The organism is Citrobacter pasteurii (assembly GCF_019047765.1).
Lineage (GTDB): Bacteria > Pseudomonadota > Gammaproteobacteria > Enterobacterales > Enterobacteriaceae > Citrobacter > Citrobacter pasteurii.
This window is the reverse complement of sequence record NZ_CP077262.1, coordinates 1242350-1269242: the sequence shown is the minus strand read 5'-3', so window position 1 is coordinate 1269242 and position 26893 is coordinate 1242350. Positions and strand designations below refer to the sequence as shown.

The following is a 26893-nucleotide window of genomic DNA, read 5'->3' as shown; positions in this document are numbered from 1 at the left end:
CCGGATAAGACGCTTGCGTCGCCATCCGGCAATGTTACCGGCGGCGCTGCCAAATCCACAGCGCCGCAATCGCCAGCGCAAACAGCGCCCCAAACCCAATACCAATTGCGACCGCCGGGATCCCCACCAGCACCGCCAGTGAGTAAATACCCAGCATCAGCAACATCGCACTGTTTTCGGCCAGGTTTTGCACCGCAATCGCATTGCCCGCGCCGACGCTTTTCTTGCCCCGCTCCTGCAGTAACGCATTTAGCGGCACAACAAAGAACCCACCACACACGCCGATAAGCAGCAGCAACACGTAGGCCGGAAGCAGCGAATGTTGAAGAGAGAAAATCAGCACCACGATGCCGATCAGTATCCCCGCAGGCATACAGCGCGACACGGTTTCCAGCGTCACCAGTTTCGCAGCCGCCCCCGCGCCGACAACAATCCCGATCGCGACCATGGCATTAAGGTAGGTCGGCGTGGCGTTATCGGTGATGCCGAGCGCCACCGGAACCCACAGCACCAGCAGAAAACGCAGCGTAACACCCGCGCCCCAGAAAAGGCTGGTTCCGACCAATGAGAAACGCGTTTCACCGTTGCGCCACAGTGAGGAGGCGGCACAGAAAAAACTGCGCGTCATTTTGCCCAGATGCCACGACTGACCGGGGCGAGCCGCAGCCAGTTTCGGGATATACAGGTTAGCCACCACGGCACCAGCATAAGCCAGGGCGCAGGCGGAAAGCGCAGCAATGACATGCCAGTCGGCCAGCACACCACCAGCAACAGAACCCAACAAGATAGCGGCAATGGTTGACGCCTCCATCAGGCCATTCGCTTTCACCAGTTTATCGCCGGTCGTCAACTCACCCAGGATGCCATACTTGGCCGGAGAATAAGCCGCTGCACCAATACCCACCAGCGTATACCCCAGAAATGGGTTAACGCCAAAACAGATACTCGCCGCCCCCAGTAGCTTGAGACCGTTGGCGAACATCATCACTCTGCCTTTCGCAAAGCTATCCGCGACCTGCCCGACAAAAGGAGCAAATAGAATGTAAGCACCCACAAACACCATTTGCAGGATTGGCTGGCTCCAGTCCGGGTAGAACTGCGCCTTGAGCAAAGCCAGGGTAGCAAACAACAACGCGTTATCGCCAAACGCTGACAAAAACTGCGCGGCGATAACGGACATCATCCCTTTTGACCAGATTGAAGTGCTAGTGTGTACTGACTCACGCATGTTGTTTTTCCGGTTCATCGACCCAGTTTTTCAGTGTCACAAAATCTGGCTTACCGCTGCCGAGCAGAGGGAGTTGTTTCAGGTGGCGGATATCACGCGGTACGGCAAGCTCTGGAATGCCGTGGATGCGCGCATACTGGAGTAATTTTTCACGGGTCAGCTCGCCGTCGGTAGTAAACAGCACCAGCGCTTCCCCTTTATTGGCATCGCTCTTGATAGCCGTGGCATGCATTTTTTCAGCAGATACCGCCAGCGCCAGCTGTTCAACCATCTCCAGTGACACCATCTCACCGGCAATTTTGGCAAAGCGCTTGGCACGTCCCTGAATCTGTACAAAGCCATTTTCATCAAAGCGTACAACATCACCGGTGTCGTACCAGCCGTGTTCTATCTGACCCTGCGCATTTTCTGCGGTTGGGACTTCCAGTACACCAGGTTTTTCGACGCGCAGATAGCCGCTCATAATATTAGGGCCTTTCAACTGTAAACGCCCGCCATCTTCAATACCAGGCACCGCCAACAGTCGGGCATCCATACCAGGCAGAATGCGCCCTACCGTTCCCGATTTCGCCGCCATCGGTACGTTGATAGACACCACCGGCGCACATTCCGTCACGCCATAGCCTTCAAGGACGCGCAGGCCAAATTTCTCCTGCCACAACTGTTTCGTGCTGTCCTGCAGTTTTTCCGCTCCCGCTACCACATAGCGCAGACGGTGGAAATCGTACGGATGAGCAAACCGCGCGTAGTTGCCGAGGAACGTTGACGTACCAAACAACACGGTGCAGTTCCTGTCGTAGACCAGCTCCGGCACAATGCGGTAATGCAGCGGACTGGGGTACAAAAACACTTCAGCACCGGTCAGTAATGGCGTGAACAATCCTACCGTCAGGCCAAAAGAGTGGAACAGCGGCAGCGCCGACATAAAGCGGTCATCGGCGGTGAAATCGGCAATCGTCTTAATCTGCTCGACGTTCGCCAGAATGCTCTTATGGCTGTGTACGACACCTTTCGGGTGGCCTTCTGATCCCGAGGTAAAGAGGATCACCGCAGCCTCTTCCGGCTGCTGCTTCACCTGTGCCAGGTGTGGAGCCAGCAGATGTGAAAAAATCCACAGCTTATCGCCAAAGGTCACATCGGCCTTCAAGTCCTCCAGATACACCCAGCGCACTTGAGTAAGTTGTTCCGGTAAATGCCAGAGTTTGCCTTTATCGAGAAACTGCCGGGAAGTGAAGATCGTTTTGATTTCAGAGGCAGTAATGGCGCTGGTCAATCCCTTCACGCCCGCGGTGTAATTCATCATGGCCGGAATGCGTCGACGCGCAATGGCGCCAAAAATAACCGCCGCGCTGATTCCCGCATTTGGCAGCATCAGGCCGATTCTTTCACCCTCGGTGCTGTATTTTTCCAGAATACGCGCGACAAACAGCGTTTTCGTCAGCAGTTTGCGATAGCTGTCCGGAGTGAAATTAATATCTTCAATGCAGTTTTTGCCTGCGCCAAACCGATATTTTGCCGCCAGCAGAGACTCGTATAACGTTTCACGCGGGCGTACCGCCATACGCGCTTCCATCATAATCTGGTGCAACATTTCACCGGCGATTTTGCGGCGTTCGCGCGCGCGCGGCGCTTCCGGCATCGGCAATACCGTTGGCGGTAGAATATGGAGTCTGATTTGCGGAAAGAAGCGCTGTTTAACCAAACCTTTCAGACGGCTGAAATGGGTCAGTTCTGCACCTTCTATACGCACAGGCACCACCGTCGCCTTTGATTTTGCGGCAACGAACCCGGCACCGTCGTAGATTTTCATCAGTGAACCGGTGGTAGAAATACGTCCTTCCGGGAAAATAACCACCGGGCGCCCCTGTTCGACCAGACGAACCAGATGCTTAATCGACATCGGTTTGGTTGGGTCTAACGGCACGAAATCAATCAGCGGGGTTAGCCAGCGCATATACCATTGCTGACTAATAGAGGTGTAAACGGCAAACACAGGGCGAATCGGTAAAAAGAGCGCCAGCAGGATACCATCGATAAATGAGACATGGTTGGGCGTGATTAAGACGCGTTCTCCCCGTAGCGCGCTGACATCGCCCGTAACGCGAACACGAAACAGCACGCGAAACAGATTTCGAAAAAAGCCAAATAGCATCTCAACTCCCTGTGCCATTAATTATATAACCATCAATGGTGGGAGAGTATACGAGTTGGAGAAGGGGCGCGACAGATAACGGGTAAATAGAGTCCGAAAAAAAACCTGCGCATCCGCGCAGGTCGGTGCAAGAGACAGGTACGAAGTGCGTACCGAATAATCTCACCAATCAATACCTCTGGGATCTTGATTGTGGTCGTCACCGCGCCGTTCCGCCAGTTGGAAAACGCAAAGGAATGAACCCAAGTGCAACGAGTTGTGTAAATTATCGGTTACTGTTACAGATACGCTGGACGCAAAAAAAACCTGCGCATCTGCGCAGGCTGGTGTAAATTTTGTGATCAACCCGAAAGTTGATTTCACCTATCAATACCTCTGGGATCTCAACTCTATCAATCCGCTCTCTCACCTCACCAGCGAACAATCGCAACAGCACATCGCAAAGTGTAAGCAAAGGTTTTCATTTTCTATTTTCTGTCTTACTTCGCTCGTGTCCGCTCACATTTGCGACGTCCTGACGGGCAATCTGCTTGAACAGGCAGCCGTTTTCCGTAACACTGGCGGGATGTAAGCGTTTACCCACAACAGGTACTATCATGGCGACCATAAAGGATGTAGCCCGACTAGCTGGTGTATCAGTCGCCACCGTTTCTCGAGTGATCAATGACTCCCCCAAAGCCAGCGACGCATCGCGTCTGGCTGTAACGAGTGCAATGGAATCTCTCAGCTACCACCCCAACGCCAATGCGCGTGCGCTGGCACAACAATCCACAGAGACCATCGGTCTGGTCGTTGGTGATGTGTCCGATCCATTCTTTGGGGCAATGGTTAAAGCTGTCGAGCAGGTGGCCTATAACACCGGTAATTTTTTACTGATTGGCAACGGCTACCATAACGAACAGAAGGAACGACAGGCGATTGAACAGCTCATTCGCCACCGCTGCGCAGCCCTTGTTGTCCACGCAAAAATCATCCCGGATGCTGAGCTGGCATCACTAATGAAGCAAATCCCCGGCATGGTATTAATTAACCGAATTCTGCCAGGATTCGAACAACGCTGCGTTGCCCTTGATGACCGTTTCGGCGCATGGCTGGCGACCCGCCACCTCATTCAGCAGGGCCATACGCGCATCGGTTATCTGTGTTCCAACCACAGCATTTCAGATGCGGAAGATCGTTTGCAAGGCTATTACGACGCGCTGGCGGAAAGCAATATTCCGGTAAACGATCGACTGGTCACGTTTGGCGAGCCCGATGAAAGCGGCGGCGAGCAGGCAATGACTGAGCTGCTTGGTCGCGGCAAAAACTTCACGGCTATCGCCTGCTATAACGACTCAATGGCGGCGGGCGCTATGGGTGTGTTAAACGATAATGGCATTGATGTACCGGGCGAAATCTCGCTGATTGGTTTTGATGATGTACTGGTTTCACGCTACGTGCGTCCACGGCTGACGACGGTACGCTACCCTATCGTGACGATGGCAACCCAGGCCGCCGAACTGGCGCTGGCGCTGGCCGAAAAACGCCCGGTCCCGGAAATCACTCACGTCTTTAACCCAACGCTGGTACGCCGGCATTCCGTTTCGGCGCTGACTGAGCCGGGAAATTCTTCGTCAAACGATTAATCAGGATTGCGTCATGACAACGATGTTAGACGTTTCACGACATGCTGGCGTATCGAAAGCGACCGTTTCACGCGTACTTAATGGTACGGGGCAGGTAAAAGAAAGCACGCGCCAGAAAGTCTTCAACGCCATGCAGGCACTCGATTATCGGCCCAATTTTTTAGCGCGCTCACTGGCAAACCGCACCAGCAACAGCATTGGTCTGGTGGTATCTACATTTGATGGATTCTACTTTGGTCGTTTGCTGCAACAGGCATCGCGCCAGACGGAGTCTCACGGCAAACAGCTGATTGTCACCGACGGTCATGACACACCAGAGCGAGAGCAGGAAGCCGTTCAAATGTTGGCCGACCGACAGTGCGGCGCCATTATTCTCTACACTCGCTACATGAGCGAAAAGGCGATTATGTCGCTGATGACCCGCATTGATATGCCCTTGCTGGTCATTAACCGCGACGTCAGCCAGGCCCGCGACCGCGCGATTTTCTTTGAACAGGAAGACGCGGCGTTTCAGGCAGTCGATTACCTCATCTCGCAAGGACATCGTGATATTGCCTGCATCACCGTACCCGGCCATACGCCAACCGGTAAATCCCGGTTGATGGGATATCGTAAAGCGCTGGAAAAAAACGGTATTCCCTGGGAACCCGCCAGGGTCAAATACGGTGATTCAACGATGACCAGAGGCTATGAAGCCTGTCGTGAACTATTGGATGAAGGGGTGATATTCAGCGCGCTGTTCGCCTGTAACGATGATATGGCGTTAGGTGCATCGAAAGCATTACATCAGGCTGGACTAAAGATCCCCGAAGATGTTTCGTTGTTTGGTTTTGATGATGCGCCCAGCGCCAAATGGCTGGAGCCAGGACTCTCTACCGTCTATCTGCCGATCGATACCATGATAACCACGGCAATCGATCAGGCTATTCGTCTGGCTAATGACGAAGACGTAGAACCCATTCCGCCGTTTACGGGCACCCTGGTGTTGCGGGAATCGGTGACAACAGGGCCGTATTATAAGTAATTCTTAATCAGATGCCGGATGGCGGCTTCGCCTTATCCGGCCTAAAGACCCCACCGTTAATTTCGTAGGCCGGATAAGCGTAGCACCATCCGGCATGCAATCAGATAAGCTCCAGCGCTAACAGCTCTTCAATGGTCTGACGACGACGAATCAGTCGCGCCACGCCGTTATCAAACAGCACTTCCGGTAACAGCGGGCGGCTATTGTAGTTCGACGACATCGACGCGCCATACGCACCGGTATCATGCAATACCAGGTAATCTCCCGGCACTACCGCAGGTAATAGACGGGTTTCGACTTTACCGCCTTCCTGTTGGGTAAAAACATCGCCCGATTCGCACAGTGGACCGGCAACCACCGTCTCAATCTGCGCCGCATTATCCAGCGAGCGGCCATCCCCGGCCAATGCGGAGATATGGTGATAGCTGCCGTACATTGCTGGCCGCATCAGATCGTTAAAGCCAGCGTCGATCAACACGAAGTGGCGACTGCCCATCTCTTTCACACTGCGCACCTGCGCCACCAGCACACCCGCTTCCGCCACCAGAAAACGTCCTGGCTCAATCTCAAGCTTCACCGGATGCCCCAGATGTTTGGCTATTTGATCGCGTGCCGCGCTCCACAAACCAACGTAGTGATCGGTGTTGATCGCCTCTTCTCCTTCGCGATACGGGATCGACAAACCTCCACCCGCAGATATAGCTTCCAGATCCTGACCTAATTCAACAACCTGACGCACCATCGCGCCACACACTTGCTCCAGATGGCCGTAGTCCACACCGGAGCCGATATGCATGTGAATGCCCACCAGTTTCAGTTGATAACGCTGAATCACCTCCAGCGCCGCCGGAAGGTCGCTATACCAGATACCGTGCTTGCTGTTCTCGCCGCCGGTATTGGTTTTCTGGCTATGCCCGTGACCAAAACCCGGGTTGACGCGCAGCCATACACGATGCCCTGGCGAAACCTGGCCCAGTTGTTCCAGCATATCAACCGACCCGGCGTTTACTGGAATACGTAGCTCATGCACCCGGGCCAGCGTCGCCTGGTCAATCATATCGGCGGTAAAGACGATCTCATCATTCTCCGGCACAAAACCTGCCGCCAGCGCACGTTCAATCTCACCCAGCGAGACGGAATCCACCTTCACGCCCTGCTCACGCATCAGACGCAAAATATGAATATTCGAGCAGGCCTTTTGGGCAAAACGCACCACATCAAACTGACTCAGTTTGGCTATCTGCGCGCGGATAATCTGTGCATCGTAAACCCATACCGGACAGCCGAATTCGGCGGGCAGACGCAGTAGGTTATCTGCGGTCAGGTCAGTATCAGTGCTGTTGAGTGGACGTGGCATGGTGTGCTCCGGTATTGGCTTTTTTATGATTACGCCACAGCACGAAGAGAATAAAAAATATCGTTTTATCGCGAGTCTATGCAAAAATGATATGGGATGTTTATTTGAGGATCGCCAATGCCCGCCGTTAACTTGCGCCACATTGAAATTTTTCACGCCATTATGACAGCAGGCAACCTGACGGAAGCCGCACGGATGCTGCACACGTCGCAGCCTACCGTCAGTCGCGAGCTGGCAAGATTTGAAAAAGTTCTGGGGTTAACACTGTTCGAACGTACGCGAGGCCGGCTGCATCCTACAGTGCAAGGGCTACGCCTGTTTGAAGAGGTGCAGCGATCCTGGTATGGCCTGGACCGGATCGTCAGCGCCGCCGAAAGCCTGCGTGAATTTCGTCAGGGCGAGCTGTCGATTGTCTGCCTGCCAGTGTTCTCACAGTCCTTTTTACCGCCGTTGCTGCAACCCTTCCTCACCCGCTACCCGCAGGTTAACATTCAGATTGTGCCGCAGGAGTCGCCGCTGCTGGAAGAGTGGCTATCAGCACAACGTCACGATCTCGGGTTAACTGAGACCCTGCATACCCCCGCCGGGACTAAACGCACTGAATTACTGTCGCTGGATGAAGTTTGCGTGCTGCCGCAGGGACATCCGCTGACCGGGAAAGCAGTATTAACACCGCAGGATTTTCAGGGGGAAAACTATATCAGCCTGTCGCGCACCGACAGCTATCGCCAGTTGCTGGATACCCTGTTTAATGATCATCAGGTCAAGCGCCGAATGGTCATAGAAACGCACAGTGCCGCATCAATTTGTGCGATGGTACGTGCCGGCGTGGGGATCTCAGTAGTAAACCCGCTGACCGCCCTGGATTACGCAGGCAGCGGGATTGTAATCCGGCGTTTTAGTGTTTCGGTGCCTTTTACCGTCAGCCTGATTCATCCACTGCATCGCCCGGCATCCGCGCTGGTTGATACTTTTACAGCACATCTACAGTCCCATCTCCACCGGCTTACCGACCCGCTGGAGGCTATTTTGCAGTCTCAGGTGAAAGCATAAACGTCACGGCATCCTGCGCATGGATCGCCGCGGTATCGAAGACCGGCAACGGGCTCATTTCAGTGGGAACCAGCAGGCCAATTTCGGTGCAGCCGAAGATCACTCCTTGTGCCCCCTGACGGGCCAGTTGCTCAATCACGCTCAGGTAATAATCACGGGATGTTTCGCTAAATTCACCAAGGCACAGTTCCTCGAAAATAATCTGGTTTATTTTCTGTCGGTCGTCAGCATCAGGGATTAGCGTGCTAATGCCAAATTCCGTCTGTAAACGCCCACGATAGAAATCCTGTTCCATGGTGTAACGCGTGCCCAACAGCGCGACGTTACTCATCTTCTGCTGTTGTATGGCTCGTCCTGTTGCATCGGCAATGTGCAAAAACGGGACATCGCAGGCCGTTTCAATGGCCTCGGCCACTTTATGCATGGTGTTGGTACACAGCACAATTCCCTCAGCCCCCGCTTGCTGTAGCCCCACCGCCGCCTGCGCCAGGATCTCCCCTGCCCGCGGCCAGTCACCGTTCGACTGACACGCTTCAATCTCATGGAAATCGACGCTATGCAGCAGAATTTTCGCAGAATGCAGACCGCCCAGACTCTGCTTAACCCCTTCATTAATCAGACGATAATAGGGAATAGTGGATTCCCAGCTCATTCCGCCTAACAGACCGATCGTTTTCATCATTTGCCCTTATTCGTGGTTGTCCTCCCAGTGAACCAAAGATGTGATCAACTTTCCACATCTGTCGGCGCACATTTCCTTTTTTCATTTTCTGATATAAATTTAATGAAATAATGTTTCATTTTACTGCGGGAATACCGAATGTTTATTTTTCATAAAGAAACCGCGCTTGAAGATCTGGGTAACGGCGTTACCCGGCGTATTCTGGCTCACGATGGCAAAATGATGGCCGTGGAAGTTAATTTCGAGCAGGGCGCAGTTGGCCCAATGCACAACCATCCGCATGAACAACTCACGTACGTTTTATCGGGTGAGTTTGAATTTACGATTGGGGAAGAAAAGCATGTCGTCCATGCAGGTGACACCCTGTACAAGCAACCCAATATCATGCACGGCTGCGTCTGTTTACAGCCGGGGACATTGCTCGATACCTTCACCCCGGTGCGCGAAGACTTCCTGCAGGCGTAATCTCTCTATTCTCAAACCTTGTTATACAAAAATGCCGGGTATCGCTTACGCTTACCCGGCCTGCACAAGACGTCATCCGACACTGCGTCTCACTATTTACACCCCAATATCTCTTAACTTCTCGCCAGCCATCAGCTTACGTTCGATATGCTCAAGCGTAACGTTTTTGGTTTCAGGAATAAGCCAGAAGGTAATACCAATAAATACGACGTTCAGTGCGGTATAAAGCCAGAACGTACCCGCGGCGCCAATACTATCGAGCAGCGTCAGGAACGTTGCACCAATGATCATGTTCGACACCCAGTTGGTGGTGGTGGAGCAGGTAATACCAAAATCACGGCATTTCAGCGGCTGAATTTCCGAACACAGGATCCACACCACCGGCGCGGCGCTCATCGCATAGCCTGCAATACACATCATGGTCATGCCGACTGACAGCCAGGAAAGTCCACTGGATGCGGTGCCGTTATCAAACTGCATCAGGCAATAGCCGAGCACCAGCGTCCCAATGGCCATCACGCTGAAACCAATTTTCAGCGCCGGTTTACGCCCGGCTTTATCTACTGTAAAGACAGCGATAAAAGTCGCAAACATAAACGTTAAACCGACCACCAGTGTGGCAATCATCTGCTGCTCTGTGGTGGTAAAACCGGCCATTTTAAAAATGCGCGGCGCGTAATACATAATGATGTTCATCCCGGTGAACTGCTGCATTGCCTGCAACAACATCCCGAGGAAAACCGCGCGCCGTACGTTACGGTTAATTTTAAACAACGCCCAACCGCCCTGCTTCAGCTTCAGGCTTTCACGAATTTCATTCAGCTCATCGCGGGCTTTTTCTGACGTATCACGCAGCATACGTAATACTTCTTCGGCTTCGATGTGGCGGCCTTTCTCCGCCAGCCAGCGCGGGCTGTTAGGTAAGAAAACGACCAGAACAATCAGCAACACCGCCGGGAGCGCCAATACACCCAGCATAGCGCGCCAGTTACCGCTGTAGCTAAACGCGGTATCGGATAAAAAGGCCAGCACAATGCCCAACGTAACCATCAGTTGATACATACTGATCATCTTGCCACGCACATTCTCACTGGCCATTTCAGACAAATAGAGTGGCGCAGTGTAGGAGGCGATACCTACGGCAACGCCCAGTACCACGCGGGCAAAAATGAGCATTTCCACGCTGGAAGCAAATGCCGACCCCAGGGAACCGACGACAAACAGGATCGCCCCGGCCATCAGGCTGTATTTGCGTCCCAGTCGGAATGACAACCAGCCGTTAAACAGCGCACCAATCGCCGCGCCAAGCATCATACTGCTCACCACCCACTCCTGCAGACGGCTGGTCAATACAAAGTGATCGGTGATAAAAGGCAACGCGCCGGCAATTACGCCGATATCGAGGCCAAATAACAACCCTGCGACAGCCGCAGAGATCGAAACAAACATATTCATACGTCGCGTATCGCGCACAGTGCGCGGCGCTAAAGCAGCATCATTATTTATTGAGACCATTTTTTCCTGCCAGATACAGAGTAAGCCATGTCGATGAAAGTAAGGGATCCCTTGCAGGAAGCGTCAGGCGGGAAACGGCAAAAACATGGATAAAATTGCTGCACCACATCGTTATGTGATGGATATTCCAATTTTAAAATTTACCGCTAATTACTCAATTAAATTTAAAGCAATGATATTAAAGAATATTAAAAATAAAGAATCCATATACAGGGAAATAAATATGGAATAATTTATAACCACAATATGGATTTTAATGATCCGAATATGAAAAAAAACCCTGCCAGATGGCAGGGTTTATCGGTGCTGGAAGGCGGATTAACGCGCCAGCCAGCCGCCGTCTACCGCTACGGTATAACCGTTGATGTAGTCAGAGGCGCTGGATGCCAGGAACACGACAGGCCCCATCAGGTCACTCGGCAGCCCCCAACGACCCGCCGGGATACGATCGAGGATTTCGGCGCTACGCTGTTCATCAGCACGCAGCTGTTGAGTGTTGTTCGTCGCCATGTAACCCGGGGCGATCGCATTCACGTTGATATTATGTTTTGCCCACTCGTTGGCCATCAGACGCGTCACGCCCATTACGCCGCTTTTTGACGCGGTGTAAGACGGCACACGGATGCCGCCCTGGAAGGAGAGCATAGAGGCGATATTAATAATTTTACCGCCGTTACCCTGGGCAATGAAGTGCTTCGCCGCCGCCTGAGACATGAAGAACACGCTCTTAATGTTCAGGTTCATTACGTCGTCCCAGTCTTTTTCGCTGAAGTCGATCGCATCTTCACGACGGATAAGACCGGCGTTGTTCACCAGAATGTCGATATGACCGAATTCTGCGACCGCACGCTCCAGCAGTGCCGGAATACCATCAATTTGACGCAGATCGGCGGTCAGGCTTAAAAAACGGCGGCCCAGTGCGGTAACACGTTCGATGGTTTCAGTCGGCTCAACAATGTTGATACCCACGATATCACAACCTGCTTCCGCCAGACCCAGCGCCATCCCCTGACCCAAACCGGTGTCACAACCCGTCACAACGGCGACTTTACCTTCAAGAGAGAATGCATTCAAAATCATTGTAAATCCTTATTTTTTATAATGCCCGTCACAGACAGGCTGAGTAGCCGCCCGCGACTAGCGCAGATCTTTGACTGCAACGTGGTCCATATCATCAAAGACCTGATTTTCGCCAACCATACCCCAAATGAAGGTATAGGCTTTCGTACCAACGCCAGAATGGATAGACCAGCTCGGAGAAATTACCGCCTGCTCATTGTGCATCACAATATGACGCGTTTCCTGAGGTTGCCCCATCATGTGGAAGACACAGGTGTCTTCTTCCATATTGAAGTAGAAATAGACTTCCATACGGCGTTCATGGGTATGGCACGGCATGGTGTTCCACAGGTTGCCCGGCGCCAGTTCGGTCAGGCCCATGCTCAGTTGGCAGGTTTCCAGTACGTCCGGCACAAAATACTTGTTGATGGTACGGCGATTACTCGTGAGATCATCACCCAACGTCACTGGCGCAACGTCGGCTGGGGTCACTTTTTTGGTTGGATAAGTCATGTGTGCCGGCGCGCAGTTATAATAGAACTTGGCGGGTTTTGCTGGGTCAATGCTTGCAAAAACAACTTCTTTGGCCCCTTTACCGACATACAGCGCATCGCGATGACCAATTTCATAGCACTGGCCGTCAACAGTAATCGTGCCCGGTCCACCGATGTTGATCACGCCTAACTCACGACGCTCGAGGAAGTAGGTTACGCCCAGCTGTTTGCCAACTTCACCACCTACAGAGACGGTTTTACCCACTGGCATAATGCCGCCAACAATAATGCGGTCAATGTGGCTGTAGACCATGGTGTATTCGTCAGCAACAAACACTTCTTCTACCAAAAACTCATTACGCAGCGCCTGGGTATCCAGGGTTTTAGCATGCGCACTATGGATGCTTTGTCTTACGTCCACATTTACCTCCAGTGATAAATTGACCGTGAATTCTTGAGCGATAGCAAAACGCCGTTCCATTTTACCTAATGCGTTCATGATATCCCTCCCGGAACGGGTTTTCAATTATAACTAAAACGATGTTTCACTTTTTCCGCATCTTATTATCAAAAGTGTAAGTGCGATCACGTCAGCGCGTATAAATAGCGAAATGTGTTTAAATAAAATGATTTAATAACAATAAGATAAATTGATTCATTCATTAGAGGTGGGGATAAAAAATGAAAAATTCAGCCGAGATCATCGGCCGATAAGACACCTTTTCTAACAAAGTGCGCAGTTAATCACATGAAATGAAACAATGTTTTGATAAGTTAACGGTGTTTAGAGTGTATGTTTCTGTAACTGGCCTTGCCCTCCTGCTGGAGGGCTTTTTTACAGGTGCAGCGAAAACACTTAGAAAGGCGTTTAAGACGGTAAATCTAAGATCGTTAATCTCGTTCGATAGCGAGTGCCACACCCTGGCCACCGCCGATACACAGCGTTGCCAGGCCTTTGTGCGCCCGACGTTTCACCATTTCATGCACCAGTGAAACCAGAATCCGGCAGCCTGATGCGCCAATCGGGTGACCGAGCGCAATGGCTCCGCCGTTCACATTCACCCGCCGTTCATCCCACTCCAGCATTTTCCCAACGGATAATGCCTGCGCGGCGAAGGCTTCATTGGCTTCAATCAAATCGACATCCGCCAGTTGCCAGCCGACGCGCTCAAGGCAGCGACGCGTCGCGTACACTGGCGCAATCCCCATGAGCGCGGGGTCAACACCGACACTGGCAAAGGCGCGAATGCGCGCCAGTATGGGTAAATTCAGCGCCTGTGCTTTGGCTTCGCTCATCATCATCACCGCGGCGGCACCATCATTGATAGATGACGCGTTGCCCGCCGTAACCGAACCAAGTCTGTCGAAGGTAGGATCCAGGCGCGCCAGCCCTTCGGCGCTGGCATCGGTGCGCGGCTGCTCGTCGGTATCCACCACAAAGGATTGCCCATTACGCTGGGTCACCACCGGCACGATCTCATCTTTAAAGCGCCCGGCATCAATTGCCATCCGCGCTTTATGCTGCGAATGAAGCGCGTAGGCGTCCTGTAATTCGCGGCTGATACCATATTCCCGCGCCAGATTTTCTGCGGTGACGCCCATATGATAATCGTTGAAAGCATCCCACAGCCCATCATGCACCAGGCTGTCGACCAGTTGGCTGTTACCCAGTTGCGCCCCGGTGCGGCTGTCGGTGAGGACATGCGGCGCGCGGCTCATATTCTCTTGCCCGCCCGCAATCACAATGTCAGCTTCGCCGCACTGGATAGCCTGGGTCGCCAGATGCAGCGCTTTCAGACCCGAACCGCAAACATCGTTAATGGTGATAGCGGAAACGGTATTGGGCAACCCACCATTGATGGCGGACTGACGCGCCGGGTTCTGCCCGGCACCTGCGGTAAGCACCTGACCGAGGATCACTTCATCCACAGCGTGAACGTCCACGCCCGTGCGTTCCAGTAACGCCCTGACCACCATACTACCTAATTCAACGGCAGAGTGGCGCGCCAGTGTCCCCTGGAAGCAGCCAATCGGTGTCCTTAACGCCCCGACTATCACAACCTCTTTCATCACCACCTCAGCGCAAAATAACACCGCAATAGTAGATGATTGTTAAAAAGAGTTATCAAGGTTGTTTAAAAACGGTGATTTTTATCACAAAGGAAATTCGTATCATTTATTGGTCATCTGAACGCCACTCTGCTGTAAATGGTCGCGCAGCCAACTTCCCGCCACGCCAGGCGGGGATTTCTTATTCCACAACAGATCGATAGAGATAGCCTTTGGCCAACCGGGCAGCGTCAATGGAACCAGCGGCTTTTCTGCCGCAAATTCTTCTACCAGCGCGCAAGGCAGCGCGCACCAGCCGAATCCCTGAACCGCCATACTCAGCAGTAACAAATAGTTGGGAGCAGACCATACGGGGCCGCGCGCCACGTTGGTGCGGCTTTCCAGATAGGTATTCAGACGCAGCTCGCGCCAGGTGTGGAGCTGTTCCCACTGCAGTTTTTCCTGGCCCGCCAGCGGATGCGAAGCCGCGACATATAATCCCATCCAGGTTTGCATCGGCAGACGCGTGACGCCCATGTCGGTCGGGTAATCCTGCCGCGCTTCGATCAACCCCACCTGAGCACGTCCTTTTTGCAGCAGATCGATCACGTCCTCGTCTTCACCAATCAGACATTCAAACTCGGTATGGGGAAACTTGCGGTCAAACTGCACCATCAGTTCTTCCAGCACATCCGGATGCAGCGTATCTGACAACACGAAGGTCAGACGCGCTTCCGTTTCACCCGACAGCGAAATCGCCGCTTCGTCCAGACGATCGCTCGCCGACAGAATCGCCTGCACATAACCCAGCACCCGCTTACCTTCTTCGGTCAGCGTTGGCTGGCGTGATGAACGGTCAAACAGCGCAAAACCAAGGTCGGCTTCCAGATGCGCAATGGCCGTACTGATGGTGGACTGGCTTTTGCGCAGTCGCCGGGCCGCAGCCGAAAATGAGCCGCAGGAGACGGTCTCTACAAATGCCGTCAACGCTTCAGGAGAGTAACGCATGAACTATCTACTTTATCGATGGATACTATCTTTTAGATATCACATAAAACGATAAAATTGCCACCATTCCGTTATCCAGGCATCAAAGAAGGTTTAGGTTATGCAACACGATACAGTCCAACGTCGCTCGTTAATGGAGCGCATTTTTCATGCCGTCTGCTTTGAAGGCATTGCCACCGCGATCCTCGCACCAACCACCGCATGGTTAATGCAGCGCTCGGTGCTGGAAATGGGCGGACTGACTATTATTCTCGCTACCACGGCGATGATCTGGAATATCATTTATAACGCCCTGTTTGACCGCTTATGGCCGTCACATCTGGTGAAACGTACGGCAAAAGTCCGCGCATTCCACGCCTTAGGTTTCGAGAGTGGTTTTATCGTCATCGGGGTAAGCATCGTGGCGTATGTGCTGAACGTCAGCCTGCTTCAGGCATTCACGTTGGAAATAGGTTTCTTCCTCTTCTTCCTGCCGTACACCATGTTCTATAACTGGGCGTATGACACATTGCGCGAGCGCGTAATGAAGCGTCGTCAGCAGCGCGTTACTGCCTGATAATTCAAACAATAGTCGGAATTTTCTCAATTCCGGCTATTCATCCATTCACCAGCCCACTTGTTCACACTTCCCCCAGCCCCTCTCATTTGTGGTAAATTGCGCTTCTTTTTGTTTATTTTATAGTTGATACGTTCAAATAATGTCGAAATTTTGGTCAAAAGAAGAGACTCTCTGGAGCTTCGCACTATATGGGACTGCCGTCGGCGCAGGAACCCTCTTCCTTCCCATACAGCTGGGTTCTGCAGGCGCGGTGGTGCTGTTTATCACCGCACTCGTCGCCTGGCCTTTAACCTACTGGCCGCACAAGGCGCTGTGCCAGTTTATCCTGTCATCAAAAACCTCTGCAGGTGAAGGGATCACCGGCGCGGTCACCCACTATTACGGCAAAAAGATAGGTAGCCTGATTACCACCCTCTATTTTGTTGCTTTCTTTGTGGTGGTGCTGATCTACGCCGTGGCGATAACCAATTCACTCACCGAGCAGCTGGCAAAACATATCGCGATAGATCTTCGCGTGCGTATGCTGGTCAGTCTGGGCGTGGTGCTGGTACTGAATTTAATTTTTCTGATGGGTCGACAAGCCACCATCCGGGTGATGGGCTTTCTGGTGTTCCCGCTCATCGCGTATTTTTTATTCCTTTCGCTGTACCTGACCGGAAGCTGGCAGCCGACGCTACTCACCGGCCAGATGTCTTTCGATCAGCACACGTTACATCAGGTATGGATCTCTATCCCCGTGATGGTTTTCGCTTTTAGCCATACGCCCATTATCTCCACGTTTGCCATCGACAGACGCGAGAAATACGGCGAGCAGGCCATGGGTAAATGCAAAAAAATCATGAAGGTCGCCTACGTCATCATCTGTCTGAGCGTACTGTTTTTCGTCTTTAGCTGTCTGCTTTCGATTCCGACAAACTATATCGAGGATGCAAAGAATGAAGGCGTGACCATCCTGTCAGCACTGTCGATGATGCCAAACGCGCCGGCCTGGCTGTCAATCTCCGGGATTATTGTTGCCGTCGTGGCGATGTCAAAATCGTTCCTCGGCACCTACTTTGGCGTGATTGAAGGGGCGACAGAAGTCGTAAAAACGTCGCTGCATCAGGTGGGTGTGAAGAAAAGCCGGGCCTTTAACCGCGCCCTGTCCATTATGTTGGTCTCAAGCATCACGTTTATCATCTGCTGCATTAACCCTAATGCCATTTCAATGATTTACGCGATCAGTGGGCCGCTGATTGCCATGATTCTGTTTATCATGCCGACGTTATCGACCTATCTGATCCCGGCGCTGAAGCCGTACCGTTCAGTGGGTAACCTGATAACGTTGATTGTCGGTCTGTTGTGCGTATCCGTGATGTTTTTTGGCTAAATGACGTTATCAACGGCTCATTCATCAGCGCGTGGATGAGCCGCACTCCGCCTTACTTGATGTAAGAATCCAATACCTTCAGGACCACGTCCAAATCCTCTTCACGCTTTATTTCATCGCCCTGATGCACAATATGCTCGGTCAGATGACCTTTAATCACCTCACGCATTAATCCGTTTACCGCACCGCGGATCGCCGCAATTTGCTGCAATACAGCCGCGCATTCATGCGGTTCATCCAGCATGGTTTTCAACGCCACTACCTGGCCCTGAATCTTACTGGCACGGGCTTTGAGCTTCTGTTTGTCGCGGATCGTATGTGACATAGCATTACCTTAATTAACGTAAATCCGTAGCGACAATACCATCGACATTCTACTGGGGGGTAGTATTTGATACTGGGGGGGAGTAGAATCAGGCAAAATTAGACAACTAAGAATCATTCTCATGGGTGAATTTTCTACGCTTCTTCAGCAAGGCAACGCCTGGTTCTTCATTCCCAGTGCAATTTTATTGGGGGTGTTACACGGCCTGGAACCGGGGCATTCGAAGACAATGATGGCGGCGTTTATTATTGCCATAAAGGGGACTATCAAGCAGGCGGTGATGCTGGGGCTGGCGGCTACCCTGTCGCATACGGCCATAGTATGGCTGATTGCACTTGGCGGAATGTATATCAGTAAAGCGTTCACGGCCCAGGCCGTCGAACCCTGGCTACAGTTTGTCTCGGCGATCATTATTTTAGGCACTGCATTCTGGATGTTCTGGCGGACATGGCAAGGCGAGCAGAACTGGCTGACTCAGACACATCATGACCATGACCATGACCATGACCACGATCACAATCATCATCACGAACATGACCACAACCACGACCACGATCATAACCATGCCGCGTTGGCAGGGCTGAGCGAGGGTTCGAAAGAGTATCAGGACGCGCACGAACGCGCACATGCCAACGATATCCAGCGCCGCTTTGCGGGCAAAGAGGTCACCAACGGGCAAATTTTGCTGTTTGGTCTGACCGGTGGTCTGATCCCGTGTCCTGCGGCTATTACCGTCTTACTGATTTGTATCCAGCTCAAAGCCTTTACGCTGGGGGCAACGATGGTGCTGTGCTTTAGCCTCGGACTGGCGATAACGCTGGTAACGGTAGGGGTTGGCGCGGCTATCAGCGTACAGCAGGCGGCAAAACGCTGGAGCGGATTTAACACGCTGGCGCGTAAAGCACCCTATTTTTCCAGTGCACTCATCGGCATGGTCGGCATATATATGGGGATTCACGGCTATCTGGGGATCGCCGGTTAACAGCCAACAGAGGGAAACGCGCAGCAACCTGTGCCGCTGCGCGTGTAGCAGGACTAGCTTGCGACGCTTCCCCACACTAATTGCCCTTTGTGGAAGGTCGCGGTGCGAGGGGAAATCCTCGCGACCGCTTCCGCAGAGCAGGAGGCATCGACCAGCACAAAACTCGCGTCATCCTGTGCTTTCGGCCAGACACGTTCACCTTTATCGTTGAGCGGCAGCACATCGCCTGTGGCGAGGAACAGCGCCCGCGACAGGTTGAGTTCGTTCGGGCGAATATACAGCTGAGCATACAGATTGGCTTTCTCCAGCATATCCCCCAGGCCATACGGCGACCAGTGGTCAATCACGCTGTCGGTCCCGGTTATCACCACCACGCCTTTATCGCGCAGCTGTTTCAGCGGCATGTGCATCGTGCCAATCGGCACCGTCGAAGCAATGGTAATTTGCTGCGCCGCCATGCGGGTTGCCAGTTCATCCACCTGCTGCTCGTTCAGCGTGGACAGCGCAAACGCATGGCTGATGGTCAGCTTGCCTTTCAGTTGCGGGGTTTTCTCCACCGTTTCCACCATATAATTCACCGCCGCCACGCCCGCTGGACTGGTTTCATGTAGATGGATATCCACGCCTTTATCGTAATCCAGCGCAATCTGGAACATGGTATCGAGTGATTTTTCCATCGCCCCGTCCACGCTGGTTGGGTCCAGGCCGCCGACGTAATGCGCCCCCGCCTGCATCGCTTCGCGCATCAGCGGTTCAGACTTCGATAGCAACAGGCCATGTTGTGGAAACGCCACGATTTCGCAGGCAAAACCCGGCTGGCGACGCGCCAGTACCGCCTGCAGGTTTTCCAGGTTTTTCAGCCCGGAAACTGGCTCAATATTGCAGTGGCTGCGGGCAATCGATGTCCCTTTTGATTGCAGCAGATCGATAAGCTTTTCCGCCCGCTCCTGAGTATAAGGCTGCAGTTCGGGTAGCAGCTTTTGCTCCAGGCGGATCATATCCTGAATGGTGGTGCCCGCCGGACGGTTCAGAGAACGCCAGGGGCCACCGTAAAAGGTTTTATCCAGATGAATGTGCATATCGCGCATCGCGGGTAGCATGAGCTTTCCACCCGCATCGTAGTGCGGCAGCGTCGCATCCGGATGCTGCTTATTCTCGCGTAGCGCAACAATCTTCCCATCCTGAATTTCAACGGTTTGCAGTGCAGTACGGGTATGTACCACCACGGCATTTTCGTAATCAAATCCCGCTTCCAGCAGAACGTTATCGAGGTAGTAGTGTTTATCGTTAATCGTCATCGTGCTCTTCGACCCGCAGGTGTTCCCGACAGGATTAGCAGCATACGTGACCGGAGCCACTGCGCCAAACAGCGCAGCAGCAGTGACCATTTTTCCGCTCTGACTTAAAAACTCGCGGCGGCTGTTACTTTCCTTCATTCGCATCTCCTCTCAGGAATGGACAATGTGGGTACCCGTTTCACCGCGCAGTGCGGCGGGCAGGCATTCCGGCGTAGTGATGATCACCCGCTTACCGCCACGTGCCAGGAACGTCAGGCTGGCGATAATTTTGGGTAGCATGCTGCCCGGCGGGAAGTGACCTTCCTGCATGTAGCGGGTCATTGTCGCAATATCCACAGTATCCAGCGCCTGCTGGTTGGGCTTACCGAAGTGAATACACACTTTCTCTACGCCAGTAGTGATCACCAGAATGTCAGCGCGGATCTCCTGCGCCAGCAGCGCAGTGGAGAGATCTTTATCAATCACCGCATCCACGCTGTGATAATCCCCGTGCTCGCTACGTACAACCGGGATCCCACCGCCGCCCGCGCCAATCACCACAAAACCTTGCTGAGTCAGCGTTTTGATCGCCTCTGCTTCAACAATACGTTTTGGTTCAGGGGAGGCCACAACCCGGCGGTAGCCGCGTCCGGAATCCTCCACAAAATGCCAGCCCGGATTGACCCGCAGCAGCTCATCGCGCTGCGCTGCGCTAAAGAAGGCGCCAATCGGCTTGGTTGGATTCGCAAACCCTGGATCGTTCTTATCGACCTCTACCTGCGTGACCACCGTCACCGCCTTCTGCTCACCGCGTCGCGCCAGGCGGTTATTCAGCGCCTGTTGGATCAGGTAGCCAATACCGCCCTGAGTATCAGCGACGCAGTTTGCCAGCGGAGTGAGCGGCAAACCTTCACGTTCGTGCGCGATTTCAGCACGCCGGAGATCCAGCCCCACCTGCGGTCCGTTACCGTGTGTCAGCACAATGTTGTAGTCCGATGCCAACATCTCCAGCACCGTGTCCGCCACCGCTTTTACCGCTTCAGCCTGGTGCTCAATCGACTGGCTGGCGTTATCTTTGATAATGCTGTTGCCGCCAATGGCAACGACCACAAGTTCTTTCATAGTGTTATCTTCCGCTTACAGGCGATTCAGGTCGTTTTCGTCGGTTCCTGCTCAGGCGCAGTCACCGCTTCACGGCTATCAAGAACATGCTTGAGGACAAACATGCCGCTCATCATCAGGTAGGCCACAACAAACATCATCGAGCTGCCCTCAGCAAAGCCGACTGCCGGGGAGTGAATCACACCAAACAGCGACAGCAGTGCACCGAAGGCAGCGGCAATCACCCCACGTAACGGCTTGTTCATGATGGCGAAGATAGCGACGCAGCCCCACAGCATACTGGCCAGCGGCGCACCGCTTCCCAGATGCACCAGTCCGTCGTAATAGACACCTTTGCTGTGCAGCAGATCGCTCCCCAGTTTCCCCGCAGAGGTTCCGGCGGCCCCCATCACGCTGTTAACGATGGTCAATGCCCAGTTGGCAATCCACGGGAACAAGCAGATGAAGATAACGGGAACCTCGACTTTGGGCGTTTCTCGTACCACCTGGTTAGCGGTCACCACGCCGATAAACACCAGAATCGGCACGATCGCGGTCATCGGAATAATGGCGAGCATAAATGCGCCCAGCCCAAACAGCGGTACCAGGAACATGGTGATACCAGATGCCAGGGTATAACCGATGCTGGCGCCCATTGCTTTCCAGCCCGCATGCCCAACATACACGGTCACCGGGAAAGGGTTGCCCAGCATGCAGCCAAGCATGGAGGCAAAACCGTTCGCCATCATCACCTTACGGGTGTTGTACTCATCCCCCGCCGCGTGCGCACTTTCAATGTTCTCAAGGTCAAAAATATAGTTCGCCAGACCCAGCGGAACTGCAGAAGCCAGATACGGCAACGCATGCGGTAATCCTTGCAGGAAGCTGTCGACATGGATTTCTGGCGGGTTAAAGCCAAAAGACGACATCGACGCTTTAATGGCCTCCGGGCTTTGTAAACCGGAGATCCACGCCAGGGCCGTACCGGCAATCAGCAACAGCAAACCGGTAGGAATACGAGCAAAAATCGGCTTCTTACCGAACCAGTTGATGAAAATCAGCAACAGGACGATGAAAGAAACGGTCGGCGCTTCAAACGCCTGCAGCATGGGGTTCATCGCCAACAGCAGCAGACCCAGACCGGATAAACAGGAGAGCAGTACCGTACGCGGGATCATCTTGCGGATGGTCTCGCCCAGGAAGGAGCCGCCCACCAGGATCAACGCTTCCACAAAGCACCATACCAGTGCTATCTGGATGGCGAAGTTCGCATCTTTGGTTTGCTGATAAACCGGCATCAGCACCAGGAACGTCACGGTAAAGATTGACGGTGCGCTGGGCCCGGACGGCAGCGCCGTCACATCATTACGGCCGGTGTGTTTTGCCATCTGCAAACCAAACCAGGCGTAACAGATACTGGCCACCAGCACCGCCAGACCAAAGGCTGGCGCAATGCGGCCGTAAACTATTTCAGTCGGGATGCCGACAACAAAAATGAGCAGCCCCATCATTGTCAGCAGGTTAGTCAGGTTGTTGGTCATCAGCCCGAAGTAAGCCGCCCAGTCACCACGTTTCCATTCTAGTTTTATGCTGTTCATGGAATATCCTTCACAGGTTAAGCATCGTTTGCGATCCCAGGGATCGCCCAGCCCTGCAGGTAAGCAACGTTTTTCGCTTCGCTACTGTGGGGCTAACGGCGTTAGCCCCGGTTATTGTTATTGGCAGTAGCGGTCGCGCCAGTTGAGGATCGCCTTTTCAAAACAGGCAAACGGCGGGTGAACTATTCCGGCGCCGATCATGCCGATCCCCGCGTCTTTGTGCGCAATGGCGGTGTTAATCACTGGCAGAATACCGGTGCTGCACACGCGCGTAATATCTATCGCGGTCGGTACGCCCATAAAACCCAGCAGTGGAATGGTGACGTTGGGGTTTTCACCGAGGGTGATTTCACGCATCTGGCGAGAGAAATCGACCGCTTCTTCAACTGTTCCCCCCACCAGCGCCACGATAGCTGGTGCCGTCGCCATGGCGAAACCGCCAATGCCGTAGGTTTCGGTAATCGCGCTATCGCCGATGTCACGACCGGAATCTTCCGGCTTATAGCCCGCAAACATCGGACCTATCACCTGTTGCGCCGGACCGGTAAACCACTGACCCGGTAAGCCGCTGATGCGCAGACCAAACTCAACGCCGTTACGCGCCATCGTCGTCACCACGGTGCTGTATTCGATACCGTGGGCGGCGTCCATCGCCGCTTTACACATCGCCATCCAGGTCGGCCCGGAGAAGTAATCGCTGCTGAGGACGAATTCAAACACTTCCCGCTGTTGCTCAACCGGATAACCGGTCTGAATGATCCACGGCGTCAGCGCCTGAATCAGTAGCGCAGTCCCGGCATTGTTGCGGTTATGGCATTCATCCCCCATGTGCAGCGCCTGCGCCAACATCAGACGCAGATCGATTTCTCCCGCCAGCTTCATGGCATCGCGCAGCATTGGGCCCATCACATCACGCATCCAGTTCAGACGATCGATAACGCTTTGATCGTTCGCCCCCATGCGCAGGATCTTCGCCATCTGCTCGCTCATATTGGTATATGCGCGGTTGCCGTAGGTTTTGTTCTCAACGACGTGCATAAACATGGATGCTGACGTAACACCCGCCATCGAGCCAACGCAGTCATGCTCGTGGCACGGAGAGAAGATGATTTCGCCAGAAGCCGCCAGTTCTGCGGCTGCATCCAGATCTTTCGCCAGCCCTTCAAACACCAACGCACCGGTGACTGCGCCCTTCATTGCGCCGCACATGTTTTCCCAGCGGATCGGCGGCCCGGCATGCAGGATGGTGTTGCGGGTCATCCCCGGCACGACATTGATTGCCTGGTCATAGCCAATCAGCACCGGATGCGACTGGATAATGCGTTCCAGCGCCTGCTGATTAGCGGCAGTAATTTTGTCTGCCAGCGGAGAATCGGCAATCTGATCCAGTGCAGCAACCACCTGCATGTTGCCCTGGCCCGGCGGCGTCCAGTCGAGTTGGGTCACAGGTACGTTTTGCTTTTTCAGGTCATCGCTGAACATCGCAATGCCAACGTTAATCACATTCAGCGGCTGGTTAAACAGCGTCTGGCTCATCAGGCTTCCTCCCCTTTACAGATAAATTCACGCGCCAGCAATCCGGTGTTGGTGCTACTGCTCGCCCAGATAACCCCGGCATCGGTCAGCATCTGGCACTGTTTTTCCAGCGACGGCGTATCCTGATCGGTTCCCAGCACATAGCCGAGGATCTCCAGCGGACGCCCCTCTGCAGCGGCGATCGCTTTGGCTTCAACGATCGCGTCGAGCATCACGCCGACCGGATCTTCATGCGATCCAAAGCCGAGGACGAAATCCATCACGATCACGCCGACGTCAGGATCGCGCGCCTCCTGCAACAGACGACTAATGCGGTTGGTGGGATCGATCATCGGGTGCGGTTTACCGTTGGTGAAATCATCATCACCGAAATCGAGGAAGGTATGCGCGACGCTGCGGTTAAGATCCTGCAGGCGGAACGCCGGATCCGGATGGATGTTGCTGTACACTTCAGCATGTTTTTCCATCGCGGCAAACATCGCTTCATCGCACAGTGTGCCGCCGCAGAACAGCCCACGAATGTACTTTTGCTGTGGCGTCAGACGGGCGCGAACCTCTTCAATCAGCGGCCAGTTGAGCGGATGCAGATCCAGGCTCTCTTTTTTCACGCCGGTCAGCAGCACTGCTTTCAACGCCGCCTCTTTAGTACCGCGTGCAAACTGCAGGCCTTTTTCATCCGCAGGCGCAGCTTCACGTCCAAGGAAACACACCACAACAGGCTTATGGCAAGCGCGCGCGCGTTCCAGCACCTTGCGAGCCACCGCTGGCGCAGGCGGTTTGGAGATAAGCGCAATGATCTCGGTTTGTGGATCGGCTTCCAACATGCCAATCGCGTCAAGCATCATCAGACCACCAATTTTCTCGCTTAGATCGCGTCCACCCGTGCCGATCAGTTGGGAAACACCGCCGCCAAACTCATGAATACGCACGCTCAGTTCCTGGCTACCGGTACCGGATGCCCCCACAATACCAATGTTGCCGCGACGTACTGCATTACCAAAACACAGCGCCGCGCCGTTAATAATGGCGGTCCCGCAGTCTGGCCCCATCATCAACAGTCCTTTTTCGTGTGCCAGCTGCTTAAGCGCCAGTTCGTCCTCAAGAGAAACGTTGTCCGAGAACAGCATCACATTGAGGTTATTTTGCAGTGCCTGACGTGCCTCACGTGCGGCAAACAGACCGTTAACCGAGATAACCGCCAGGTTACTGTCAGGTACGTGCTTTTTAGCACTGGCAAGCGTGGCGTAGCGCGCTTCATGCTGGCCGCCCTGCTCTTTATGCGTGAACAGATCCTCAATCGCTACCAGCGTCTGCTCGTTCGCCGCTTCACTCGCGCCTTTAATGACAATCATCAGATCGCCACTCTTCGCGTCTTCCAGCTCAGGCGTGAGCAAGCCAAGATTCTTCAGCACGCCCTTGTTCATTTCTGTCGCCATTGCCACGAACGCCTGCTCCACACCATCGAGCTTATTTGCGCGTGTTGAAATAGACATCAGTGAGACAGAATCAAAATACGTATTCTTTTTAACAACTATCCTGATCGACATAATTCCCTCCGGACCTGTGGCTCAGGGCGCAGGCATCCGCCATGCCGTATAGCATGTCGCAGCCAGAACTTGAGCCGATATTTTTAATATCAGTTATATATTGCGTAGAAACGGGTTGTTGCTCATTAATAATATGGTTCAGCAGTCGTGCGACACTTTCCCGATAGCGCTGATGAAAAGCCTCCTCCAGCGTAATTTTACTGAGCAATGTCGTATTATTTCCGTCACGCTGCAAGGCGGCGAAAAACTCTCCCCGATATTTTCCCAGCGGGTGTCCTGGAATAAATAAGATGGTACTTAGACCCACTAAATAATCATCGGATGATGGCGTCAGCCCAATACCCAGGCCAATTAAACGGCTGACGGCAGCAGAGATATTTTCTCCTGTGTTCAGCGCCGTCATTAATGTCTGGCGACGCTGGAGTAGTTCACGGGTGATTTCCTGATAAAACGGGTTGTCACCCTGGTACAGAAATAAGGTGTCGTCGTTTTTAAGCTGTTGGCGGAGACACTCTTCCCAGCGATGCCACCGAATAGCCGCAAACGCTGTTGCATCTGGCGTCCACTGTGGCATTCGCCACGGCAGGCACCCGGAAGTCTCTATCCACTTATCCTTACCAACGACAATCCCTGATTCGGTAAAACTGACCGGCTGACCGGGATGAAACAGGTCTTCACAATGCGTCAGCGCCAGCCGACAGCTATTGGGCGCGTTATCACAGCCTTCACTCAGTAACGTCAATAATCGCTGCTGCTCGGGTATGAACAGATTCACCGCGCGGGAAAAAACCTGTTCGACTCGCCCGGTACCCCGGAATGAAAGAAACGCGCCGTCAGCGGTTAGCGCCCGAACGCATCGCCGTGATGGCGTGGCGATAGCGGCGCTCC

At 53.4% G+C, this 26893-nt stretch carries 25 protein-coding genes; 9 read left to right on the top strand and 16 right to left on the bottom strand.

Features of this window, described 5'->3' with window-relative positions; genetic code table 11:
• Window positions 1–34 precede the first annotated feature (34 nt).
• Both lplT and aas read right to left on the bottom strand, forming a co-directional pair.
• Entirely contained in the window at window positions 35–1228 is a 1194-nt protein-coding gene (gene lplT / locus I6L54_RS06210) for a lysophospholipid transporter LplT (protein WP_040232166.1), read from the bottom strand.
• Window positions 1221–3380 (bottom strand): bifunctional acyl-ACP--phospholipid O-acyltransferase/long-chain-fatty-acid--ACP ligase, encoded by a 2160-nt coding sequence (gene aas, locus I6L54_RS06205; protein ID WP_040232164.1) that lies wholly within the window; start codon window positions 3378–3380, stop codon window positions 1221–1223. The genes lplT and aas overlap by 8 nt, the downstream gene beginning before the upstream one ends.
• A gap of 190 nt (window positions 3381–3570) precedes the next feature.
• Between aas and I6L54_RS24225 the strand changes: the two genes are divergently transcribed.
• From I6L54_RS24225 to I6L54_RS06190, 3 genes are read left to right on the top strand one after another with little or no spacing between them, the layout of a single operon-like run.
• The gene (locus I6L54_RS24225; RefSeq protein ID WP_245163442.1) at window positions 3571–3951 is read left to right on the top strand and encodes a hypothetical protein; all 381 of its coding nucleotides are present in this window, start codon (window positions 3571–3573) and stop codon (window positions 3949–3951) included.
• 25 nt (window positions 3952–3976) lie between these two features.
• Window positions 3977–5005 carry an HTH-type transcriptional regulator GalR gene (galR, locus tag I6L54_RS06195; protein WP_040232163.1) on the top strand — a complete coding sequence of 343 codons (1029 nt, stop codon included), beginning with the start codon at window positions 3977–3979 and terminating at the stop codon, window positions 5003–5005.
• Window positions 5006–5018: 13 nt separating this feature from the next.
• On the top strand, window positions 5019–6029 hold the full coding sequence (locus I6L54_RS06190) for a LacI family DNA-binding transcriptional regulator (RefSeq protein WP_040232162.1): 1011 nt from the start codon (window positions 5019–5021) through the stop codon (window positions 6027–6029).
• Window positions 6030–6129: 100 nt separating this feature from the next.
• Here the strand turns inward: I6L54_RS06190 and lysA are convergent, their stop codons facing one another.
• The gene (gene lysA, locus I6L54_RS06185; protein ID WP_005123401.1) at window positions 6130–7386 is read right to left on the bottom strand and encodes a diaminopimelate decarboxylase; all 1257 of its coding nucleotides are present in this window, start codon (window positions 7384–7386) and stop codon (window positions 6130–6132) included.
• 117 nt (window positions 7387–7503) lie between these two features.
• Here lysA and I6L54_RS06180 point away from each other — a divergent pair, with 117 nt between their 5' ends.
• Entirely contained in the window at window positions 7504–8439 is a 936-nt protein-coding gene (locus I6L54_RS06180) for a LysR family transcriptional regulator (RefSeq protein WP_040232160.1), read from the top strand.
• Here the strand turns inward: I6L54_RS06180 and I6L54_RS06175 are convergent.
• The gene (locus I6L54_RS06175) at window positions 8411–9118 is read right to left on the bottom strand and encodes an aspartate/glutamate racemase (protein WP_005123397.1); all 708 of its coding nucleotides are present in this window, start codon (window positions 9116–9118) and stop codon (window positions 8411–8413) included. The genes I6L54_RS06180 and I6L54_RS06175 overlap by 29 nt on opposite strands.
• Window positions 9119–9259: 141 nt before the next feature.
• Here I6L54_RS06175 and I6L54_RS06170 point away from each other — a divergent pair, with 141 nt between their 5' ends.
• Window positions 9260–9586: a cupin domain-containing protein gene (locus I6L54_RS06170; protein ID WP_005123396.1), complete on the top strand. Its 327-nt coding sequence runs from the start codon at window positions 9260–9262 to the stop codon at window positions 9584–9586.
• Between the two features lie 96 nt (window positions 9587–9682).
• On the opposite strand, the gene araE is transcribed toward I6L54_RS06170, so the two are convergent.
• Window positions 9683–11101: an arabinose-proton symporter AraE gene (araE, locus tag I6L54_RS06165; protein ID WP_005123395.1), complete on the bottom strand. Its 1419-nt coding sequence runs from the start codon at window positions 11099–11101 to the stop codon at window positions 9683–9685.
• A gap of 85 nt (window positions 11102–11186) precedes the next feature.
• On the opposite strand from araE, the gene I6L54_RS06160 reads away from it, so the two are divergent.
• On the top strand, window positions 11187–11333 hold the full coding sequence (locus I6L54_RS06160; RefSeq protein WP_156135321.1) for a hypothetical protein: 147 nt from the start codon (window positions 11187–11189) through the stop codon (window positions 11331–11333).
• An 86-nt stretch (window positions 11334–11419) separates the two neighbouring features.
• Here I6L54_RS06160 and kduD read toward each other — a convergent pair whose 3' ends face one another.
• The 4 genes from kduD to I6L54_RS06140 form a co-directional block, all read right to left on the bottom strand.
• On the bottom strand, window positions 11420–12181 hold the full coding sequence (kduD, locus tag I6L54_RS06155) for a 2-dehydro-3-deoxy-D-gluconate 5-dehydrogenase KduD (RefSeq protein ID WP_005123393.1): 762 nt from the start codon (window positions 12179–12181) through the stop codon (window positions 11420–11422).
• A 57-nt stretch (window positions 12182–12238) separates the two neighbouring features.
• Window positions 12239–13075, bottom strand: coding sequence for a 5-dehydro-4-deoxy-D-glucuronate isomerase (gene kduI, locus I6L54_RS06150; protein WP_005123391.1), 837 nt, complete (start codon window positions 13073–13075; stop codon window positions 12239–12241).
• A 470-nt stretch (window positions 13076–13545) separates the two neighbouring features.
• A complete protein-coding gene (locus tag I6L54_RS06145; RefSeq protein WP_005123390.1) occupies window positions 13546–14724 on the bottom strand; it encodes an acetyl-CoA C-acetyltransferase in 1179 nt (392 codons plus the stop codon).
• 102 nt (window positions 14725–14826) lie between these two features.
• Window positions 14827–15711: a LysR family transcriptional regulator gene (locus I6L54_RS06140; protein WP_005123388.1), complete on the bottom strand. Its 885-nt coding sequence runs from the start codon at window positions 15709–15711 to the stop codon at window positions 14827–14829.
• 100 nt (window positions 15712–15811) lie between these two features.
• Here I6L54_RS06140 and I6L54_RS06135 point away from each other — a divergent pair, with 100 nt between their 5' ends.
• Both I6L54_RS06135 and I6L54_RS06130 read left to right on the top strand, forming a co-directional pair.
• On the top strand, window positions 15812–16267 hold the full coding sequence (locus I6L54_RS06135) for a multidrug/biocide efflux PACE transporter (protein WP_040232158.1): 456 nt from the start codon (window positions 15812–15814) through the stop codon (window positions 16265–16267).
• Between the two features lie 142 nt (window positions 16268–16409).
• On the top strand, window positions 16410–17639 hold the full coding sequence (locus tag I6L54_RS06130; RefSeq protein ID WP_040232157.1) for an amino acid permease: 1230 nt from the start codon (window positions 16410–16412) through the stop codon (window positions 17637–17639).
• Window positions 17640–17691: 52 nt separating this feature from the next.
• Here I6L54_RS06130 and rcnR read toward each other — a convergent pair whose 3' ends face one another.
• On the bottom strand, window positions 17692–17964 hold the full coding sequence (gene rcnR, locus I6L54_RS06125; protein WP_005123385.1) for a Ni(II)/Co(II)-binding transcriptional repressor RcnR: 273 nt from the start codon (window positions 17962–17964) through the stop codon (window positions 17692–17694).
• Window positions 17965–18085: 121 nt separating this feature from the next.
• Here rcnR and I6L54_RS06120 point away from each other — a divergent pair, with 121 nt between their 5' ends.
• Window positions 18086–18946: a nickel/cobalt efflux protein RcnA gene (locus I6L54_RS06120; RefSeq protein WP_040232155.1), complete on the top strand. Its 861-nt coding sequence runs from the start codon at window positions 18086–18088 to the stop codon at window positions 18944–18946.
• Window positions 18947–18999: 53 nt separating this feature from the next.
• Here the strand turns inward: I6L54_RS06120 and I6L54_RS06115 are convergent, their stop codons facing one another.
• From I6L54_RS06115 to I6L54_RS06090, 6 genes are all read right to left on the bottom strand, one after another.
• Window positions 19000–20382 (bottom strand): amidohydrolase family protein, encoded by a 1383-nt coding sequence (locus I6L54_RS06115; protein ID WP_040232154.1) that lies wholly within the window; start codon window positions 20380–20382, stop codon window positions 19000–19002.
• 12 nt (window positions 20383–20394) lie between these two features.
• Window positions 20395–21345: a carbamate kinase family protein gene (locus I6L54_RS06110; protein ID WP_005123380.1), complete on the bottom strand. Its 951-nt coding sequence runs from the start codon at window positions 21343–21345 to the stop codon at window positions 20395–20397.
• 26 nt (window positions 21346–21371) lie between these two features.
• Window positions 21372–22922 carry a hypothetical protein gene (locus I6L54_RS06105; RefSeq protein WP_040232153.1) on the bottom strand — a complete coding sequence of 517 codons (1551 nt, stop codon included), beginning with the start codon at window positions 22920–22922 and terminating at the stop codon, window positions 21372–21374.
• Window positions 22923–23039: 117 nt separating this feature from the next.
• Entirely contained in the window at window positions 23040–24458 is a 1419-nt protein-coding gene (locus tag I6L54_RS06100; RefSeq protein ID WP_040232151.1) for a YlbE family protein, read from the bottom strand.
• Complete coding sequence (fdrA, locus tag I6L54_RS06095) at window positions 24458–26005, bottom strand: acyl-CoA synthetase FdrA (protein ID WP_040232148.1); 1548 nt, start codon at window positions 26003–26005, stop codon at window positions 24458–24460. Before fdrA ends, I6L54_RS06100 begins: the two co-directional genes overlap by 1 nt.
• A complete protein-coding gene (locus I6L54_RS06090; protein WP_040232146.1) occupies window positions 25983–26780 on the bottom strand; it encodes an oxamate carbamoyltransferase subunit AllH family protein in 798 nt (265 codons plus the stop codon). The genes fdrA and I6L54_RS06090 overlap by 23 nt, the downstream gene beginning before the upstream one ends.
• Between the last annotated feature and the right edge of the window lie 113 nt (window positions 26781–26893).